This window comes from Streptomyces sp. NPDC055025 (genome assembly GCF_053608565.1).
Window position 1 is genome coordinate 15,778 of the sequence record NZ_JBSGVS010000086.1, and the last position, 15,118, is coordinate 30,895.

Genomic DNA, 15,118 nt, shown 5'->3' on the forward strand with positions numbered 1-15,118 from the left:
ACGCGGCTGACCATGAGCTGATCGGACCTCCGTCGAATCGGTGCCCTGCGCGTCGAGGCTGTCTGTGATGCGCGTGGTGTTCCCGGAGCGAGACATGCGATCTCCTTGAGTAAGGTGAGCCTAACCTAACCTACAACGGAGGTCTGGAGAACGTGCCTAACCAGTCGCGTCCCAAGGTCAAGAAGTCCCGTGCGCTCGGTATCGCGCTGACGCCGAAGGCCGTCAAGTACTTCGAGGCCCGTCCGTACCCGCCGGGTGAGCACGGTCGTGGACGCAAGCAGAACAGTGACTACAAGGTCCGTCTGCTGGAGAAGCAGCGTCTGCGTGCCCAGTACGACATCAGCGAGCGCCAGATGGCCCGCGCCTACGACCGCGCCAAGAAGGCCGAGGGCAAGACGGGTGAGGCCCTGGTCGTCGAGCTGGAGCGCCGCCTCGACGCGCTGGTGCTGCGTTCGGGTATCGCCCGCACCATCTACCAGGCCCGCCAGATGGTCGTCCACGGCCACATCGAGGTCAACGGCGGCAAGGTCGACAAGCCGTCCTTCCGCGTCCGTCCCGACGACGTGGTGATGGTCCGCGAGCGCAGCCGCGAAAAGGTCCCCTTCCAGGTCGCGCGCGAGGGTGGCTACGACACCGACGGCGAGACCCCGCGCTACCTCCAGGTCAATCTGAAGGCCCTGGCGTTCCGCCTGGACCGTGACCCGCAGCGCAAGGAGATCCCGGTCATCTGCGACGAGCAGCTCGTCGTCGAGTACTACGCCCGCTGACGCGGATCCAGCGGATCCGGTCGCTCGACAGCGCCTGATTCCACGGCACTTCGCGTTCCGCCGCACTTTGCGTGCCGGCGCCTCGGCCCGCCGTTTCCCCGCCCTTGCCGGCGGGGGAGCCGGCGGGCTTTCGCGTGTCGCGGGACGGTCCGCCCGCCCACCGCGAGCACCCTCGACTCCGTTGCCCGGCGCGGCAGTTCCCATACCGGCTCGGCGGGGAGGTTGCCGGGAACCGGGGGAGGCGCGCCGGTGGCAGAGGACCGGGGCGGAAGGGCCGTCGCAGGGGACACGCGGAGTACTCACCCGGCCGCACTCCGTGCGGTCCTCCGCGGCAACTCCCGTCCCGTGACCCCGTAATGCGGTACGGGGCGCGACCCCCGGCGCGATAGGGTCGGAGGACGACTTTCCAGTCGCCTTCCAGAAGACCGTCGACGATCAGGGAGCGGTGCGTCGTGACCGGTGGAGAGGTTGCCGGGATCCTGGTGGCCGTGTTCTGGGCCATCCTGGTCTCCTTCCTGGCCGTGGTGCTGGTACGGCTGGCCCAGACGCTCAGGGCGACCACCCGGCTCGTGGCCGAGGTGACCGAGCAGGCGGTGCCGCTGCTGGCGGACGCCTCCGCGACGGTCCGCTCGGCGCAGACCCAGCTCGACCGCGTCGACGCCATCGCGACGGACGTCCAGGAAGTCACCTCCAACGCCTCGGCGCTCTCCACGACGGTCGCCTCGACCTTCGGCGGACCCCTCGTCAAGGTCGCGGCGTTCGGCTACGGCGTACGCCAGGCCATGGGACGCAGAGGAACGGCCGCCGCGCCGGACGGGGCCGCGGAGCCGGCGAACCGCCGCAGGGTGGTCGTCGGCCGTACGCTCCCGTCCGCCCGGCGCAGGAACAAGAAGGGCTGACGCAGCGATGCTCCGCCGTACGTTCTGGTTCACCGCGGGCGCCGCCGCCGGCGTCTGGGCCACCACCAAGGTCCACCGCAAGCTCCGGCAGCTCACCCCGGAGAGCCTCGCCGCCCAGGCGGCGAACAAGGCGATCGACGCCGGGCACAAGGTGAGGGAATTCGCCGTTGACATAAGAGCGGGCATGGCGCGCCGCGAGGCGGAGCTGGGCGAGGCACTGGGCCTGGAGGCACCGGCCGACCGCGCGCTCCCCGCGCCCCGGCGGCTGGCCGTCGTCGAGCACACCGAACGTCCCAGAACCACGCACTCCCACAAGCCGCACAACCGGAATGAGGACCACTGATGGAGTCGGCTGAAATCCGCCGCCGCTGGCTGAGCTTCTTCGAGGAGCGCGGGCACACCGTCGTGCCTTCGGCGTCGCTCATCGCGGACGACCCGACTCTGCTGCTGGTCCCGGCGGGCATGGTGCCCTTCAAGCCGTATTTCCTCGGCGAGGTCAAGCCGCCCGCCCCGCGCGCCACCAGCGTCCAGAAGTGCGTCCGTACGCCGGACATCGAAGAGGTCGGCAAGACCACCCGGCACGGCACCTTCTTCCAGATGTGCGGCAACTTCTCCTTCGGCGACTACTTCAAGGAAGGCGCCATCTCCTACGCCTGGGAGCTGCTGACCGGCTCCCTGGCCGACGGCGGGTACGGGCTCGACCCCGAGCGGCTCTGGATCACCGTCTATCTCGACGACGACGAGGCCGAGCGGATCTGGCGGGAGAAGATCGGCGTACCGGCCGAGCGCATCCAGCGGCTGGGCAAGAAGGACAACTTCTGGTCGATGGGCGTCCCCGGACCCTGCGGCCCCTGCTCCGAGATCAACTACGACCGCGGTCCCGAGTTCGGCGTCGAGGGCGGTCCCGCCGTCAACGACGAGCGGTATGTGGAGATCTGGAACCTGGTCTTCATGCAGTACGAACGTGGCGAGGGCACCTCGAAGGAGGACTTCGAGATCCTCGGGGACCTGCCGTCGAAGAACATCGACACCGGTCTCGGCCTCGAACGTCTCGCCATGATCCTCCAGGACGTACAGAACATGTACGAGACCGACACCCTGCGGGTGGTCATGGACAAGGCCACCGAGCTCACCGGGGTGCGGTACGGCGCCGACCACACCACCGATGTCTCGCTGCGTGTGGTGGCCGACCATATCCGTACCTCCGTGATGCTGATCGGTGACGGGGTCACCCCCGGCAACGAGGGACGCGGCTATGTGCTGCGCCGCATCATGCGCCGCGCCATCCGCAACATGCGTCTGCTCGGTGCCACGGAACCGATCGTCGCCGATCTCGCCGATGTCGTGATCAAGACGATGGGACAGCAGTACCCGGAGCTGGAGACCGACCGCCGGCGTATCGAGACCGTGGCCGTCGCCGAGGAGGCCGCCTTCCTCAAGGCCCTCAAGGGCGGTACGAACATCCTCGACACGGCCGTGACCGAGACCAGGGCCGCCGGTGGCCAGGTCCTCTCCGGCGACAAGGCCTTCCTGCTCCATGACACCTGGGGCTTCCCGATCGACCTCACCCTGGAGATGGCCGCCGAGCAGGGCCTGTCCGTGGACGAGGACGGCTTCCGCCGGCTGATGAAGGAGCAGCGCGACCGGGCCAAGGCCGACGCCAAGGCCAAGAAGTCCGGCCACGCCGATCTCTCCGCCTACCGCTCGGTCGCCGACAACAGCGGCACCACCGAGTTCACCGGCTACACCGCCACCGAAGGCGAGTCCACGATCGTCGGACTCCTCGTCGACGGTGTCCCCTCGCCCGCCGCCACCGAGGGCGACGAGGTCGAGATCGTGCTCGACCGCACCCCCTTCTACGCCGAGGGCGGCGGCCAGCTCGCCGACCAGGGCCGGATCAGGCTCGACAGCGGCGCGGTCGTGCAGGTGCGCGATGTCCAGCAGCCGGTCCCGGGTGTCTCCGTGCACAAGGGGTCCGTGCAGGTCGGCGAGGTGACGGTGGGCGCCTCCGCCTATGCCGCCATCGATCTCGGCCGCCGCCGCGCCATCGCGCGGGCCCACAGCGCCACGCACCTCACCCACCAGGCGCTGCGCGACGCCCTCGGCCCGACGGCCGCCCAGGCCGGTTCCGAGAACTCGCCCGGCCGTTTCCGCTTCGACTTCGGCTCACCCGCGGCCGTACCCGGCACGGTCCTCCTCGATGTCGAGCAGAAGATCAACGAGGTCCTCACCCGCGAGCTGGATGTCCACGCCGAGGTGATGGGCATCGACGAGGCGAGGAAGCAGGGCGCCATCGCCGAGTTCGGCGAGAAGTACGGCGAGCGGGTCCGGGTGGTCACCATCGGCGACTTCTCCAAGGAACTCTGCGGCGGTACGCATGTCCGCAACACGGCCCAGCTCGGTCTGGTGAAGCTGCTCGGCGAGTCCTCGATCGGCTCGGGCGTGCGGCGTATCGAGGCCCTGGTCGGTGTCGACGCGTACAACTTCCTGGCCAGGGAGCACACCGTCGTCGCCCAGCTCCAGGAGCTGGTCAAGGGCCGCTCGGAGGAGCTGCCCGAGAAGATCGCCGGCATGCTCGCCAAGCTGAAGGACGCCGAGAAGGAGATCGAGAAGTTCCGCGCCGAGAAGGTCCTCGCCGCCGCCGCCGGGCTCGCCGGGAGCGCCATCGACGTACGGGGCACGGCGCTGGTCACCGGACAGGTCCCGGACGGCACCTCGGCCGACGATCTGCGCAAGCTGGTCCTCGATGTCCGCGGCCGGCTGGACCAGCAGTCGGGAGCCGCCGACCGGCCGGCCGTCGTGGCCCTGTTCACCACGGCCAACGGGCGTCCGCTGACGGTCATCGCCACCAACGACGCCGCCCGTCGGCGCGGTCTCAAGGCCGGTGATCTGGTCCGTACCGCCGCCAAGACCCTCGGCGGTGGCGGTGGCGGCAAGCCGGACGTGGCCCAGGGCGGCGGCCAGAACCCCGACGCCATCGGGGACGCCGTGGCCGCGGTCGAGCGGCTCGTCGCCGAGACCGCGTGAGCGGCGCACGCCGGGCGCACGCTCCGGAAGGATCTGATCGCGGATGAGACGGGGACGCCGGCTCGCGATCGATGTCGGGGACGCCCGGATCGGGGTCGCCTCGTGCGACCCCGACGGGATCCTCGCCACGCCGGTGGAGACCGTGCCGGGACGTGATGTCCCGGCCGCCCACCGGCGGCTGCGGCAGCTCGTCGAGGAGTACGAGCCGGTCGAGGTGGTGATCGGGCTGCCCCGGTCCCTCAGCGGAGGCGAAGGACCGGCCGCCGCGAAGGTACGTGTGTTCGCACAGGAGCTGGCCAGAGGCGTCGCGCCACTGCCGGTACGACTGGTCGACGAGCGGATGAGTACGGTGACGGCCGGCCAGGGACTGCGCGCTTCGGGCGTGAAGTCCAAGAAGGGCCGGTCCGTTATCGACCAAGTGGCGGCGGTTGTCATCCTTCAGAGCGCGCTGGAGGCCGAAAGAGGCTCTGGTGAGCCTCCGGGTGAGGGCGTCGAAGTGGTCATCTGATCGCGATACGGTAACGTTCCGCGCGATGCGATGGTGTTCGAACAGCCACCGCACAACAAAGAGGCGAAACGGATGCCGTGCCACCGCTCAGCCACCGCCGCCTCGCGGCTCTAGGGGATCGATGACTGACTATGGCCGGGGCCCCGGCTCCGAACCGTGGCACCCCGAGGACCCCCTTTACGGGGACCCGGGGTGGGGAGCACAGCAGGCCGGTGACGGCCAGGCTCCCTACGGCGGGCAGCCGCAGCAGCAGTATCCGCAGCAGCATGTGCAGCCTCAGACGCAGTACGGGGACGGGCAGGACCCGTACCAGCAGCAGTACCACCCCCAGCAGTACGGCCAGCAGCAGGCCGCGCAGCCACACGTGGGCCAGCAACAGGGTGGACAGCCACATGTGGGCCAGCAGCACGTGGGTCAGCACCAGGGTGGGCAACCGCAGCAGCAGCCGCATCTGGGGCAGCAGGCCGGGCAGCCCCAGTACGCCGCCCAGCAGTACGGCGGTCCGCAGCAGCACCCGCAGGCGCATCACCCCCAGCAGCCGCAGCATCCCCAGCAGCACCATGCCCTGCAACAGCAACAGCAACAGCAACAGCAGCAACAACAGCAGCAACAACAGCAGCAACAACAACAACATCAGCAGCCTCAGTACAACGACCCGCAGTACAACGGCGCGTGGGACACCGGCCAGCAGGCCACCATGCCGTACGCCGGGAATCCCGCCGGGCCCTACGACGGCGGTCAGGACGTCGGCTACGGCTCGAACCAGGACTACTACGGCACCCCCGACGCGTACCCCCCGCCACAGCCCCCCGCGCAGCGGAAGGCCGAGCCCGAGCCCGGCGGCGAGTGGGAGGACGGCCAGGAGGACGAGAGCCACCCCTTCTTCACGGGCGACGACGACGGCGCCGAAGGCGAGCGCGACGAGCCGGGCTCGGACCGCCGGGGCGGCAACGGGCGGGAGCGCCGTGGCAGGACCAAGAAGAAGAGCCACAACGGCTTCGCCTGTCTGTTCATGAGCGTGGTGCTGGTCGGCGGTGTCGGCGGTGTCGGCTATGTCGGCTTCCAGTTCCTGCAGTCCAAGTTCGGCGCCCCGCCCGACTTCGTGGGCGAGGGTTCCGGCTCGGTCCAGGTGGAGATCCCCCAGGGGGCCGGCGGCTACGAGATCGCCTCGATCCTGGTCAAGAGCGGTGTCGTCAAGAGCCAGGGCGCGTTCGTCGCGGCGCAGCGGCAGAACCCCAAGGGCAACTCGATCCAGGCGGGCGTCTACACACTCAGCAAGGGCATGTCCGCGGCCAAGGCCGTGAAGACGATGCTCAGCCCCACCAGCCACAACGCGCTGATCATCCCCGAGGGCAAGCGCAATGTCTGGGTCTACGAGCAGATGGACAAGCGGCTCGAACTCAAGAAGGGGTCGACCGCGGCGGTCGCCAAGGCACAGGCCGGCAATCTCGGTCTGCCGGCCTGGGCGAAGGGCTCCAAGGACATCAAGGACCCGCTGGAGGGCTTCCTGTTCCCGGCGAGCTACCCGGTCGCCAAGGGCATGAAGCCGGAGGCGATCCTCAAGAAGATGGTCGCCCGCGCCGCCGCCGAGTACAGCAAGGTGGATCTGGAGGCCGAGGCCGACAAGCTGGGTCTCAAGTCGCCGCTCCAGGTGATCACCGTCGCGAGCCTCGTCCAGGCGGAGGGCAAGTACAAGCACGACTTCGACAAGGTCGCCCGAGTCGTCTACAACCGTCTGGAACCGGACAACACCGAGACCGTCGGCCGTCTCGAATTCGACTCCACGGTCAACTACATCAAGGCCCAGAGCAGGCTGGACCTCGGTGCGGTCGACAATCTGCGCAAGCTCAAGGACCCGTACAACACGTACGACATCAAGGGTCTCCCGCCCGGTCCCATCGGGAACCCGGGAGCCGAAGCGCTTCAGTCGGCGCTCGACCCGACGCCCGGTCCTTGGTACTACTTCGTCTCGGTCACCGAGGACAAGACGCTCTTCGCCGAGACCAACGAGGAGCACGAGCGCAACCGCGCCGAGTACGAGAAGCAGAACAAGAAGGAGAGCGCGAAGCGGTGAGTCCACGCAGGCGGGCGGCGGTTCTCGGGTCGCCCATCGCACACTCGCTCTCGCCGGTGCTGCACCGGGCGGCCTACGCCGGCCTCGGCCTCACGGGCTGGTCCTACGACCGGTTCGAGGTGGACGAGGCCGGGCTGCCCGGCTTTCTCGAAGGGCTGCGCGGCGACGGCTCGTGGGCCGGGTTCTCGCTGACCATGCCGCTCAAACGCGCCGTCATCCCGCTGCTGGACGGCATCACGGCCACGGCGGCCTCGGTGGAGGCGGTCAACACGCTCGTCATCGGTGAGGACGGCCGGCGGACGGGGGACAACACCGATGTCCCCGGCATGATCGCCGCGCTGGGCGAGCGGGGTGTCCGTACGGTCGCTTCCGCGGCGGTCCTGGGCGCGGGCGCCACCGCCTCGTCCGCCCTCGCCGCCCTCTCCCGGATCTGTACGGGGCAGGTCACGGCGTATGTGCGCAGCGAGGCCCGCGCGGCCGAGATGCGGGGCTGGGGCGAGCGGACCGGTGTGGAGATCCGCACGGCGGCGTGGGCGGACGCGGCCGAGGCCTTCGAGGCACCCCTGGTGATCGCGACCACCCCGGCGGGCACCACCGACGCGCTGGCGCCTCTGGTCCCCGACCGGCCGGGCACGCTCTTCGACGTGCTCTACGAGCCATGGCCCACCGCGCTCGCCGCCGCCTGGTCGGCCCGCGGCGGCCCGGTCGTCTCCGGCCTCGATCTGCTCGTCCACCAGGCAGTTCTCCAGGTCGAGCAGATGACGGGCCGCTCGCCCGCACCGCTCGCCCTGATGCGCAAGGCGGGGGAACAGGCCCTGGAGAGCCGCTAGGACGTTCTGGGGGCCCGGATTCTCCCGGTGGAGGCTCTGTCCGGATCCCGGCCGGATCCCCGTCCGGTTGTGTCCGCTCGCTGGACGTGAGGGCGGTGTGTCCCGTGGGCCGTGGGAGGATCGGAGGTGGCGGGCCAGGGCCGCGCACCGGCCGCGCCACCACCAGTCGAGTGCGCGAGCATGAGGAGCACCGTTGAGCAGGTTGCGCTGGCTGACCGCGGGGGAGTCGCACGGACCCGCACTCGTGGCGACGCTGGAGGGTCTTCCCGCCGGTGTGCCGATCACCACGGACATGGTGGCGGACCATCTCGCCCGCAGGCGCCTCGGCTACGGACGTGGCGCGCGCATGAAGTTCGAGCGTGACGAGGTCACCTTCCTCGGCGGCGTACGCCACGGTCTGACCATGGGATCGCCCGTCGCGGTCATGGTGGGCAACACCGAGTGGCCCAAGTGGGAGCAGGTCATGGCGGCCGATCCGGTCGACCCCGATGTGCTCGCCGGGCTCGCCCGCAACGAGCCGCTGACCCGGCCCCGGCCCGGTCACGCCGATCTCGCGGGGATGCAGAAGTACGGCTTCGACGAGGCACGGCCGGTGCTGGAGCGGGCCAGCGCCCGGGAGACCGCGGCGCGGGTCGCGCTCGGTGCCGTGGCCCGCTCGTATCTCAAGGAGACCGCCGGGATCGAGGTCGTGTCCCATGTCGTGGAGCTGGCGGCGGCCAGGGCTCCGTACGGTGTCTACCCGACCCCGGCCGATGTGGAGAGGCTGGACGCCGATCCGGTGCGCTGCCTGGACGCGGACGCGAGCAAGGCGATGGTCGCCGAGATCGACCAGGCCCACAAGGACGGCGACACCCTCGGCGGGGTCGTGGAGGTCCTGGCCTACGGCGTGCCGGTCGGTCTGGGCTCGCACGTCCACTGGGACCGCAGGCTGGACGCGCGGCTCGCCGCCGCGCTGATGGGCATCCAGGCCATCAAGGGCGTCGAGGTCGGAGACGGCTTCGGTCTGGCGCGGGTCCCCGGATCGCAGGCGCACGACGAGATCGTGGCGACCGATGACGGTATCCGGCGCGCGTCCGGCCGCTCCGGCGGTACCGAGGGCGGTCTGACGACGGGTGAACTGCTGCGTGTACGGGCCGCGATGAAGCCCATCGCGACCGTGCCCAAGGCGCTCGCCACCGTCGACGTGGTCACGGGCGAGGCCGCGAAGGCCCATCACCAGCGCTCCGACGTGTGCGCCGTGCCCGCCGCGGGCATCGTCGCCGAGGCCATGGTGGCGCTGACCCTCGCGGACGCGGTCGCCGAGAAGTTCGGCGGCGACAGTGTCCCGGAGACGCGCCGCAATGTCCGCTCGTACCTCGACAACCTCCAGATCCGATGAGCGCGCAGGACCCGGTGGGTGAACCAGGACCGGTCGTCGTCCTGGTCGGCCCGATGGGCGTCGGCAAGACCACCGTGGGCGAGCTGCTCGCGGAACGGCTCGGTACGGACTTCCGCGACAGCGACGCCGATATCGTCGCCGCGCAGGCCAGGCCGATCTCGGACATCTTCATCGAGGGCGGCGAGGAGCACTTCCGCGAGCTGGAGCGGGCGGCGGTACGGACGGCGGTCGCCGAGCACCGGGGCGTCCTGGCGCTCGGCGGTGGCGCGGTCCTCGACGCCTCCACCCGTGAGCTGCTCACCGGTCTGCCCGTCGTCTTCCTGTCGGTCGAGGTCGGCGAGGCGGTCAAGCGCGTCGGACTGAACACCGCGCGCCCGCTGCTGGTGATCAACCCCCGCAAGCAGTGGAAGGAGCTGATGGACGCCCGCCGCCACCACTACACGGATGTGGCACGCGTGGTGGTCGCGACCGACGACCGGACCCCCGAGGAGGTCGCGGACGCGGTCCTCGACGCACTCGGGCTGAAGCAGCACCCCGGAGAAGAGTCCCGGGCCCCCGGCAAGGAGAAGCAGGTATGACGGACCAGACGGTCACCCGTATCCAGGTCGGCGGCACGGCGGGGCACGACCCGTACGAGGTGCTGGTCGGCCGGCGGCTGCTGGCGGAGCTGCCCGCGCTCATCGGCCAGAAGGCCCGGCGGGTCGCGGTCGTACATCCCGAGGCGCTCGCCGGGACGGGGGAGGCGCTGCGCCAGGATCTCGCCGACCAGGGGTACCAGGCCGTGGCCATCCAGGTGCCCAACGCCGAGGAGGCCAAGACCGCCGAGGTCGCGGCGTACTGCTGGAAGGCGCTCGGACAGACCGGTTTCACCCGGACCGATGTGATCGTCGGTGTCGGCGGCGGAGCCACCACCGATCTGGCCGGGTTCGTGGCGGCGTCCTGGCTGCGCGGGGTGCGCTGGATCGCCGTACCGACCACGGTGCTCGCCATGGTCGACGCGGCGGTGGGCGGCAAGACCGGTATCAACACCGCCGAGGGCAAGAACCTCGTCGGCGCCTTCCACCCGCCCGTGGGGGTCCTCTGCGACCTCGCCGCGCTGGACTCGCTGGGCGTGAACGACTACGTCAGCGGGTTGGCCGAGATCATCAAGGCGGGTTTCATCGCGGACCCGGCCATCCTCGATCTCATCGAGGCCGACCCCGAGGGCGCCCGCACCCCGTCCGGCGCGCACACCGCCGAGCTGATCGAGCGCTCGATCCGGGTCAAGGCCGAGGTCGTCTCCAACGACCTCAAGGAGTCCGCTCTGCGCGAGATCCTCAACTACGGCCACACCCTGGCGCACGCCATCGAGAAGAACGAGCGGTACAAGTGGCGGCACGGCGCGGCCGTCTCGATCGGCATGGTCTTCGCGGCGGAACTGGGCCGGCTGGCCGGGCGCCTCGACGACGCGACCGCCGACCGGCACCGCTCCGTACTGGGGTCCGTCGGGCTGCCGCTGACCTACCGGGGCGACCAGTGGTCCAAGCTGCTGGAGACGATGAAGGTCGACAAGAAGTCCCGCGGCGATCTGCTGCGCTTCATCGTGCTGGACGGACTCGCCAAGCCCACCGTGCTGGAGAGCCCCGACCCGGCGGTGCTGCTCGCCGCCTACGGGGAGGTGTCGGCGTGACCCGGCGGGTCTTCGTGCTCAACGGGCCCAACCTCGGCCGGCTCGGCTCGCGCGAGCCGGACGTGTACGGGGCGACCTCGTACGCCGGACTGGTCGATGTCTGCCGGACGCTCGGCAAGGAACTGGGCTTCGACGTCGACGTACGGGAGACGAACGACGAGGGCGAGCTGATCCGATGGCTGCACGAGGCCGCGGACGGTTCGATCCCGGTCGTTCTCAACCCGGGCGCCTTCACGCACTATTCGTACGGCATGCGGGACGCGGCGGCGCAGCGCACCGCCCCGCTGATCGAGGTGCACATCTCGAACCCGTACACCCGCGAGGAGTTCCGGCACACCTCGGTGGTCGCGGCCGTCGCCAGCGGGACGGTCGCGGGCTTCGGGATCGGCTCGTACCGTCTCGCGCTGCGGGCCCTCGCGGAGGAACTGACCGGCTGACGGATCCCCGCGACCCCTGGCGAACGCCCCGCCGGGATTCGGGCGGGTGGCGGTTTCCGGTAGCCGGGCCGCGGATACGGACCCCGGTCGTCGCCCGTGCGGCGGCCGGGGGCGGTACCGTTCGGTAACGCGTTGGCCCGCGGGGCCGCCGAGAGCGTCAGTCGTACGAGACGGAGTGGCACCGGATGCAGCACGCAGGCGGATGGGCGCACCAGGCTCCTCCTCCCGGCCCGCCGACGGGACCTGGGGCCCCGCGGCCGCCCCGGCAGGGGCAGCCGTCCGTCCCGGGCTGGACAGGACCCCCTCAGATCCCCGGACCGCAGCACACGCCGGGACCGCAGCACACGCCGGGACAGCACCAGGCTCCGGGACAGCACCAGGCACCGGGTCCGGGGCACGCTCCCGGACCCCCTCCTGTGCCGCGTCCCCGCGGTGCGCCCCAGCAGCAGGCGCCCGTACCGCCTTCCGTACCCCCGGCCGGTCCGCCGCCGCCCCCGGACTCCACCGGACACATCCGGCTGCCGCCCGGCGGTCCGGTGCCCGTCCCCGCCCCGCCGCCCGCCCTCGGCGGCGGCACGGGCGCGGCCACCCTCGCCGTGCTGCTCATCGGCCCGGCGGGCGCGGGCAAGACGACCGTCGCCCGGCACTGGGCGATGAACCGCCGTGTGCCCACCGCGCACATCAGTCTCGACGATGTCCGTGAGTGGGTCCGCTCGGGCTTCGCCGACCCGCAGAGCGGATGGAACGACCACTCCGAGGCGCAGTACCGGCTGGCCCGCCGCACCTGCGGCTTCGCCGCGCGCAACTTCCTGGCCAACGGCATCTCCTGCATCCTCGACGACGCGGTCTTCCCCGACCGCCCGGTCGTCGGGCTCGGTGGCTGGAAGCGCCATGTGGGTCCGGGACTGCTGCCGGTCGTCCTGCTGCCGGGACTGGAGGTCGTGCTGGAGCGCAACGCCGAGCGCACCGGCAACCGCAGGCTCTCCGACGAGGAGGTGGCGGGCATACACGGCCGGATGGCCGGCTGGTACGGCTCGGGGCTGCCCATCATCGACAACTCCAAGTACGACGTGGAGACCACCGCCCGGATCCTCGACGACGTCCTGGCCCGCGCCCTGGCGAGCCCGCCGAGCTGGTGAGCGCGGTGAGCGCGTGAGGGCCGCCCAGGGCGCTCCCGCCCCCGCTCCCGCCGACGCCCCCCGGCCCGCGCCCCGGACCCGCGACCCCCGGTCGGACGCGCTGAACCGGCCGGGTCACGCCCCCGCTCATACGCTCGGGTCATGTCAGACGTGTTCGCGGTCCGCCGCGATCGGTTGCGTGACCGGTGCTCCGCGGCGGGCAACGCGGCCGCGCTGATCTCGCGCCCCGCGAACGTGCGCTATCTCGCGGGCGGGGCGCCGCCCGGCGCCGTACTGCTGCTCGGGCCCGACGAGGACACGCTGCTCTGCGCCCGTACCCACGCCGGTGAGCACGTCGAGGCGCGGCTCGACGACCAGCTCGGGCTCACCGTCCTGTCCACCACGGGTGACCCCGTGGTCGCCGCCGCGGGAGTGCTCACACCGTCCGCCGTCACCTCGCTCGCCGTCGAGGAGCACCACCTCACCGTCGCCCGACACCGGGCCATCGGCTCCGTCGCGCCCCGGCTGCGTCTCGCGGATCTGGGCTGCGCCGTCGAGCAGTTGCGGATCGTCAAGGACGAGGCCGAGATCGCCTGTCTGCGGATCGCGGCCGAGATCGCCGACCAGGCGCTGGGCGAACTGCTGGAATCGATCCTGGTCGGCCGTACCGAACGGCATCTCGCGCTGGAGCTGGAGCGGCGGCTCGTCGACCACGGCGCCGACGGCCCCGCGTTCCCGACCGTCGTGGCCACCGGGCCCAACTCCGGCCGGGGCGGCCACCATCCCTCGGACCGAAGGGTCGAGGAGGGCGATTTCCTCTCCGTCGGTCTCGGCGCCGACTACCGCGGCTACCGGTGTCTGATCGGCCGTACGTTTGTCATCGGAACCTCTCCCGCCGACTGGCAGATCGAGCTGTACGAGCTGGTCTTCTCGGCACAACGGGCAGGTCGGGAGGCTCTCGTGCCGAGCGCGGGCTACCGCGACGTGGACCGCGCGACCCGGCAGCCGCTGGAGGCCGCGGGGCACGGCGAGCGGCTCGCACCCCGTACGGGACATGGCGTCGGACTCGAAATCGACGAGGACCCGCAGCTCGCCCCCGCTGCCATGGGTAAACTGGACGCTTGTGTGCCGGTCACCGTCGGACCGGGGGTCCACCTCCCGGGCCGGGGCGGTGTCCGGATCGATGACACGCTCGTCGTCCGCCCCGAGGCGGACGGCGGACCCGAGCTACTCACCATCACGACCAAGGAACTGCTCGCGCTCTAGTGCCCAGGCACCGCGCACACCCTCGGTCGTCCACCAGCTTTCAGTCCAGGAGATTCCGCAACCGTGGCTTCCACGAACGACCTCAAGAACGGCCTGGTGCTCAAGCTCGACGGGGGCCAGCTCTGGTCCGTCGTCGAGTTCCAGCACGTCAAGCCCGGCAAGGGCCCGGCCTTTGTGCGCACCAAGCTGAAGAACGTGCTCTCCGGCAAGGTCGTCGACAAGACCTTCAACGCCGGCGTGAAGGTCGAGACGGCCACCGTCGACCGCCGCGACATGCAGTTCTCGTACATGGACGGCGAGTACTTCGTCTTCATGGACATGGAGACCTACGATCAGCTCATGGTCGACCGCAAGGCCGTCGGCGCCGCCGCCAACTTCCTGCTGGAGGGCTTCACCGCCAGCGTCGCCACACACGAGGGCGAGGTGCTCTATGTCGAGCTGCCCGCCGCCGTCGAGCTGACCATCCAGCACACCGACCCGGGCGTCCAGGGCGACCGCTCCACGGGCGGCACCAAGCCGGCCACGTTGGAGACCGGTTATGAGATCGGCGTCCCGCTCTTCATCACCACGGGTGAGAAGATCAAGGTCGACACCCGCTCGGGCGAGTACCTCGGCCGGGTGAACAGCTAACCGTGGCTGCCCGGAGCAATGCCCGCAAGCGCGCCTTCCAGATCCTTTTCGAGGCCGACCAGCGCGGGGCGTCCGTGCAGACGGTTCTCGCCGACTGGATACGGCATGCCCGGACCGACGACCGCCAGCCGCCGGTCGGTGAGTACACCATGGAGCTCGTCGAGGGGTACGCGGAGCACGCGGACCGTATCGACGACCTCATCTCCACCTACTCGGTGGGCTGGACGCTGGACCGGATGCCGGTCGTCGACCGGAACATCGTGCGGCTCGGCGCCTATGAGCTGGTGTGGGTGGACGGCACCCCGGACGCGGTCGTGATAGACGAGGCGGTCCAGCTCGCCAGGGAGTTCTCCACCGATGACTCGCCGTCCTTCGTGAACGGCCTGCTCGGCCGCTTCAAGGACCTCAAACCGAGTCTGCGCCGCGCTTGAGGCACCGGACGGGGCGGACGGGTGAGATGCCTGTCCTCGGGCGCCGGACGGGTGCCGTGCTGTGTCTTCAAGCGCCGGACGGGC

Annotated in this window: 15 protein-coding genes; all 15 read left to right on the plus strand. The window is 70.7% G+C overall.

All coding sequences use genetic code 11. The annotated features are described in order from the left end of the window. The first annotated feature begins 152 nt into the window (after positions 1-152). The 15 genes from rpsD (at position 153) to nusB (ending at position 15,034) form a co-directional block, all read left to right on the plus strand. Positions 153-767, plus strand: a complete 615-nt coding sequence (rpsD, locus tag ACWGDX_RS35525) for a 30S ribosomal protein S4 (protein WP_161311511.1) — start codon at positions 153-155, stop codon at positions 765-767. Positions 768-1,219: 452 nt separating this feature from the next. Continuing rightward, a complete protein-coding gene (locus ACWGDX_RS35530) occupies positions 1,220-1,666 on the plus strand; it encodes a DUF948 domain-containing protein (RefSeq protein WP_453632404.1) in 447 nt (148 codons plus the stop codon). A 7-nt stretch (positions 1,667-1,673) separates the two neighbouring features. Beyond that, positions 1,674-2,009, plus strand: a complete 336-nt coding sequence (locus tag ACWGDX_RS35535) for a DUF6167 family protein (protein ID WP_453632406.1) — start codon at positions 1,674-1,676, stop codon at positions 2,007-2,009. Beyond that, positions 2,009-4,693 (plus strand): alanine--tRNA ligase, encoded by a 2,685-nt coding sequence (gene alaS / locus ACWGDX_RS35540; protein ID WP_453632408.1) that lies wholly within the window; start codon positions 2,009-2,011, stop codon positions 4,691-4,693. Before ACWGDX_RS35535 ends, alaS begins: the two co-directional genes overlap by 1 nt. A 43-nt stretch (positions 4,694-4,736) precedes the next feature. Further along, positions 4,737-5,201 carry a Holliday junction resolvase RuvX gene (gene ruvX / locus ACWGDX_RS35545; protein WP_363084515.1) on the plus strand — a complete coding sequence of 155 codons (465 nt, stop codon included), beginning with the start codon at positions 4,737-4,739 and terminating at the stop codon, positions 5,199-5,201. 121 nt (positions 5,202-5,322) lie between these two features. Continuing rightward, positions 5,323-7,275 (plus strand): endolytic transglycosylase MltG, encoded by a 1,953-nt coding sequence (mltG, locus tag ACWGDX_RS35550; RefSeq protein ID WP_453632410.1) that lies wholly within the window; start codon positions 5,323-5,325, stop codon positions 7,273-7,275. Then, complete coding sequence (locus tag ACWGDX_RS35555) at positions 7,272-8,105, plus strand: shikimate dehydrogenase (RefSeq protein ID WP_453632412.1); 834 nt, start codon at positions 7,272-7,274, stop codon at positions 8,103-8,105. The genes mltG and ACWGDX_RS35555 overlap by 4 nt, the downstream gene beginning before the upstream one ends. Positions 8,106-8,298: 193 nt before the next feature. Further along, positions 8,299-9,483 (plus strand): chorismate synthase, encoded by a 1,185-nt coding sequence (gene aroC, locus ACWGDX_RS35560; RefSeq protein ID WP_365900574.1) that lies wholly within the window; start codon positions 8,299-8,301, stop codon positions 9,481-9,483. Further along, positions 9,480-10,061, plus strand: a complete 582-nt coding sequence (locus ACWGDX_RS35565) for a shikimate kinase (RefSeq protein ID WP_453632414.1) — start codon at positions 9,480-9,482, stop codon at positions 10,059-10,061. Before aroC ends, ACWGDX_RS35565 begins: the two co-directional genes overlap by 4 nt. Further along, a complete protein-coding gene (gene aroB / locus ACWGDX_RS35570) occupies positions 10,058-11,152 on the plus strand; it encodes a 3-dehydroquinate synthase (protein ID WP_453632416.1) in 1,095 nt (364 codons plus the stop codon). Before ACWGDX_RS35565 ends, aroB begins: the two co-directional genes overlap by 4 nt. Then, entirely contained in the window at positions 11,149-11,589 is a 441-nt protein-coding gene (locus tag ACWGDX_RS35575) for a type II 3-dehydroquinate dehydratase (RefSeq protein ID WP_453632418.1), read from the plus strand. The genes aroB and ACWGDX_RS35575 overlap by 4 nt, the downstream gene beginning before the upstream one ends. Positions 11,590-11,774: 185 nt before the next feature. Beyond that, positions 11,775-12,728 (plus strand): AAA family ATPase, encoded by a 954-nt coding sequence (locus ACWGDX_RS35580; protein WP_453632420.1) that lies wholly within the window; start codon positions 11,775-11,777, stop codon positions 12,726-12,728. A gap of 141 nt (positions 12,729-12,869) precedes the next feature. Further along, positions 12,870-13,973: an aminopeptidase P family protein gene (locus ACWGDX_RS35585; RefSeq protein ID WP_453632422.1), complete on the plus strand. Its 1,104-nt coding sequence runs from the start codon at positions 12,870-12,872 to the stop codon at positions 13,971-13,973. A 63-nt stretch (positions 13,974-14,036) separates the two neighbouring features. Continuing rightward, the gene (efp, locus tag ACWGDX_RS35590) at positions 14,037-14,603 is read left to right on the plus strand and encodes an elongation factor P (protein ID WP_363086034.1); all 567 of its coding nucleotides are present in this window, start codon (positions 14,037-14,039) and stop codon (positions 14,601-14,603) included. Between the two features lie 2 nt (positions 14,604-14,605). Then, on the plus strand, positions 14,606-15,034 hold the full coding sequence (gene nusB, locus ACWGDX_RS35595) for a transcription antitermination factor NusB (RefSeq protein WP_066954852.1): 429 nt from the start codon (positions 14,606-14,608) through the stop codon (positions 15,032-15,034). The last annotated feature ends 84 nt before the right edge of the window (positions 15,035-15,118 follow it).

What these genes read in the sequence shown, in the direction of transcription:
- ACWGDX_RS35535 (WP_453632406.1), top strand. Translation starts at nt 1,674, where the DNA reads ATGCTCCGCCGTACGTTCTGGTTCACCGCGGGCGCCGCCGCCGGCGTC.
- alaS (WP_453632408.1), top strand. Translation starts at nt 2,009, where the DNA reads ATGGAGTCGGCTGAAATCCGCCGCCGCTGGCTGAGCTTCTTCGAGGAG.
- ruvX (WP_363084515.1), top strand. Translation starts at nt 4,737, where the DNA reads ATGAGACGGGGACGCCGGCTCGCGATCGATGTCGGGGACGCCCGGATC.
- mltG (WP_453632410.1), top strand. Translation starts at nt 5,323, where the DNA reads ATGACTGACTATGGCCGGGGCCCCGGCTCCGAACCGTGGCACCCCGAG.
- ACWGDX_RS35565 (WP_453632414.1), top strand. Translation starts at nt 9,480, where the DNA reads ATGAGCGCGCAGGACCCGGTGGGTGAACCAGGACCGGTCGTCGTCCTG.
- aroB (WP_453632416.1), top strand. Translation starts at nt 10,058, where the DNA reads ATGACGGACCAGACGGTCACCCGTATCCAGGTCGGCGGCACGGCGGGG.
- ACWGDX_RS35580 (WP_453632420.1), top strand. Translation starts at nt 11,775, where the DNA reads ATGCAGCACGCAGGCGGATGGGCGCACCAGGCTCCTCCTCCCGGCCCG.
- ACWGDX_RS35585 (WP_453632422.1), top strand. Translation starts at nt 12,870, where the DNA reads ATGTCAGACGTGTTCGCGGTCCGCCGCGATCGGTTGCGTGACCGGTGC.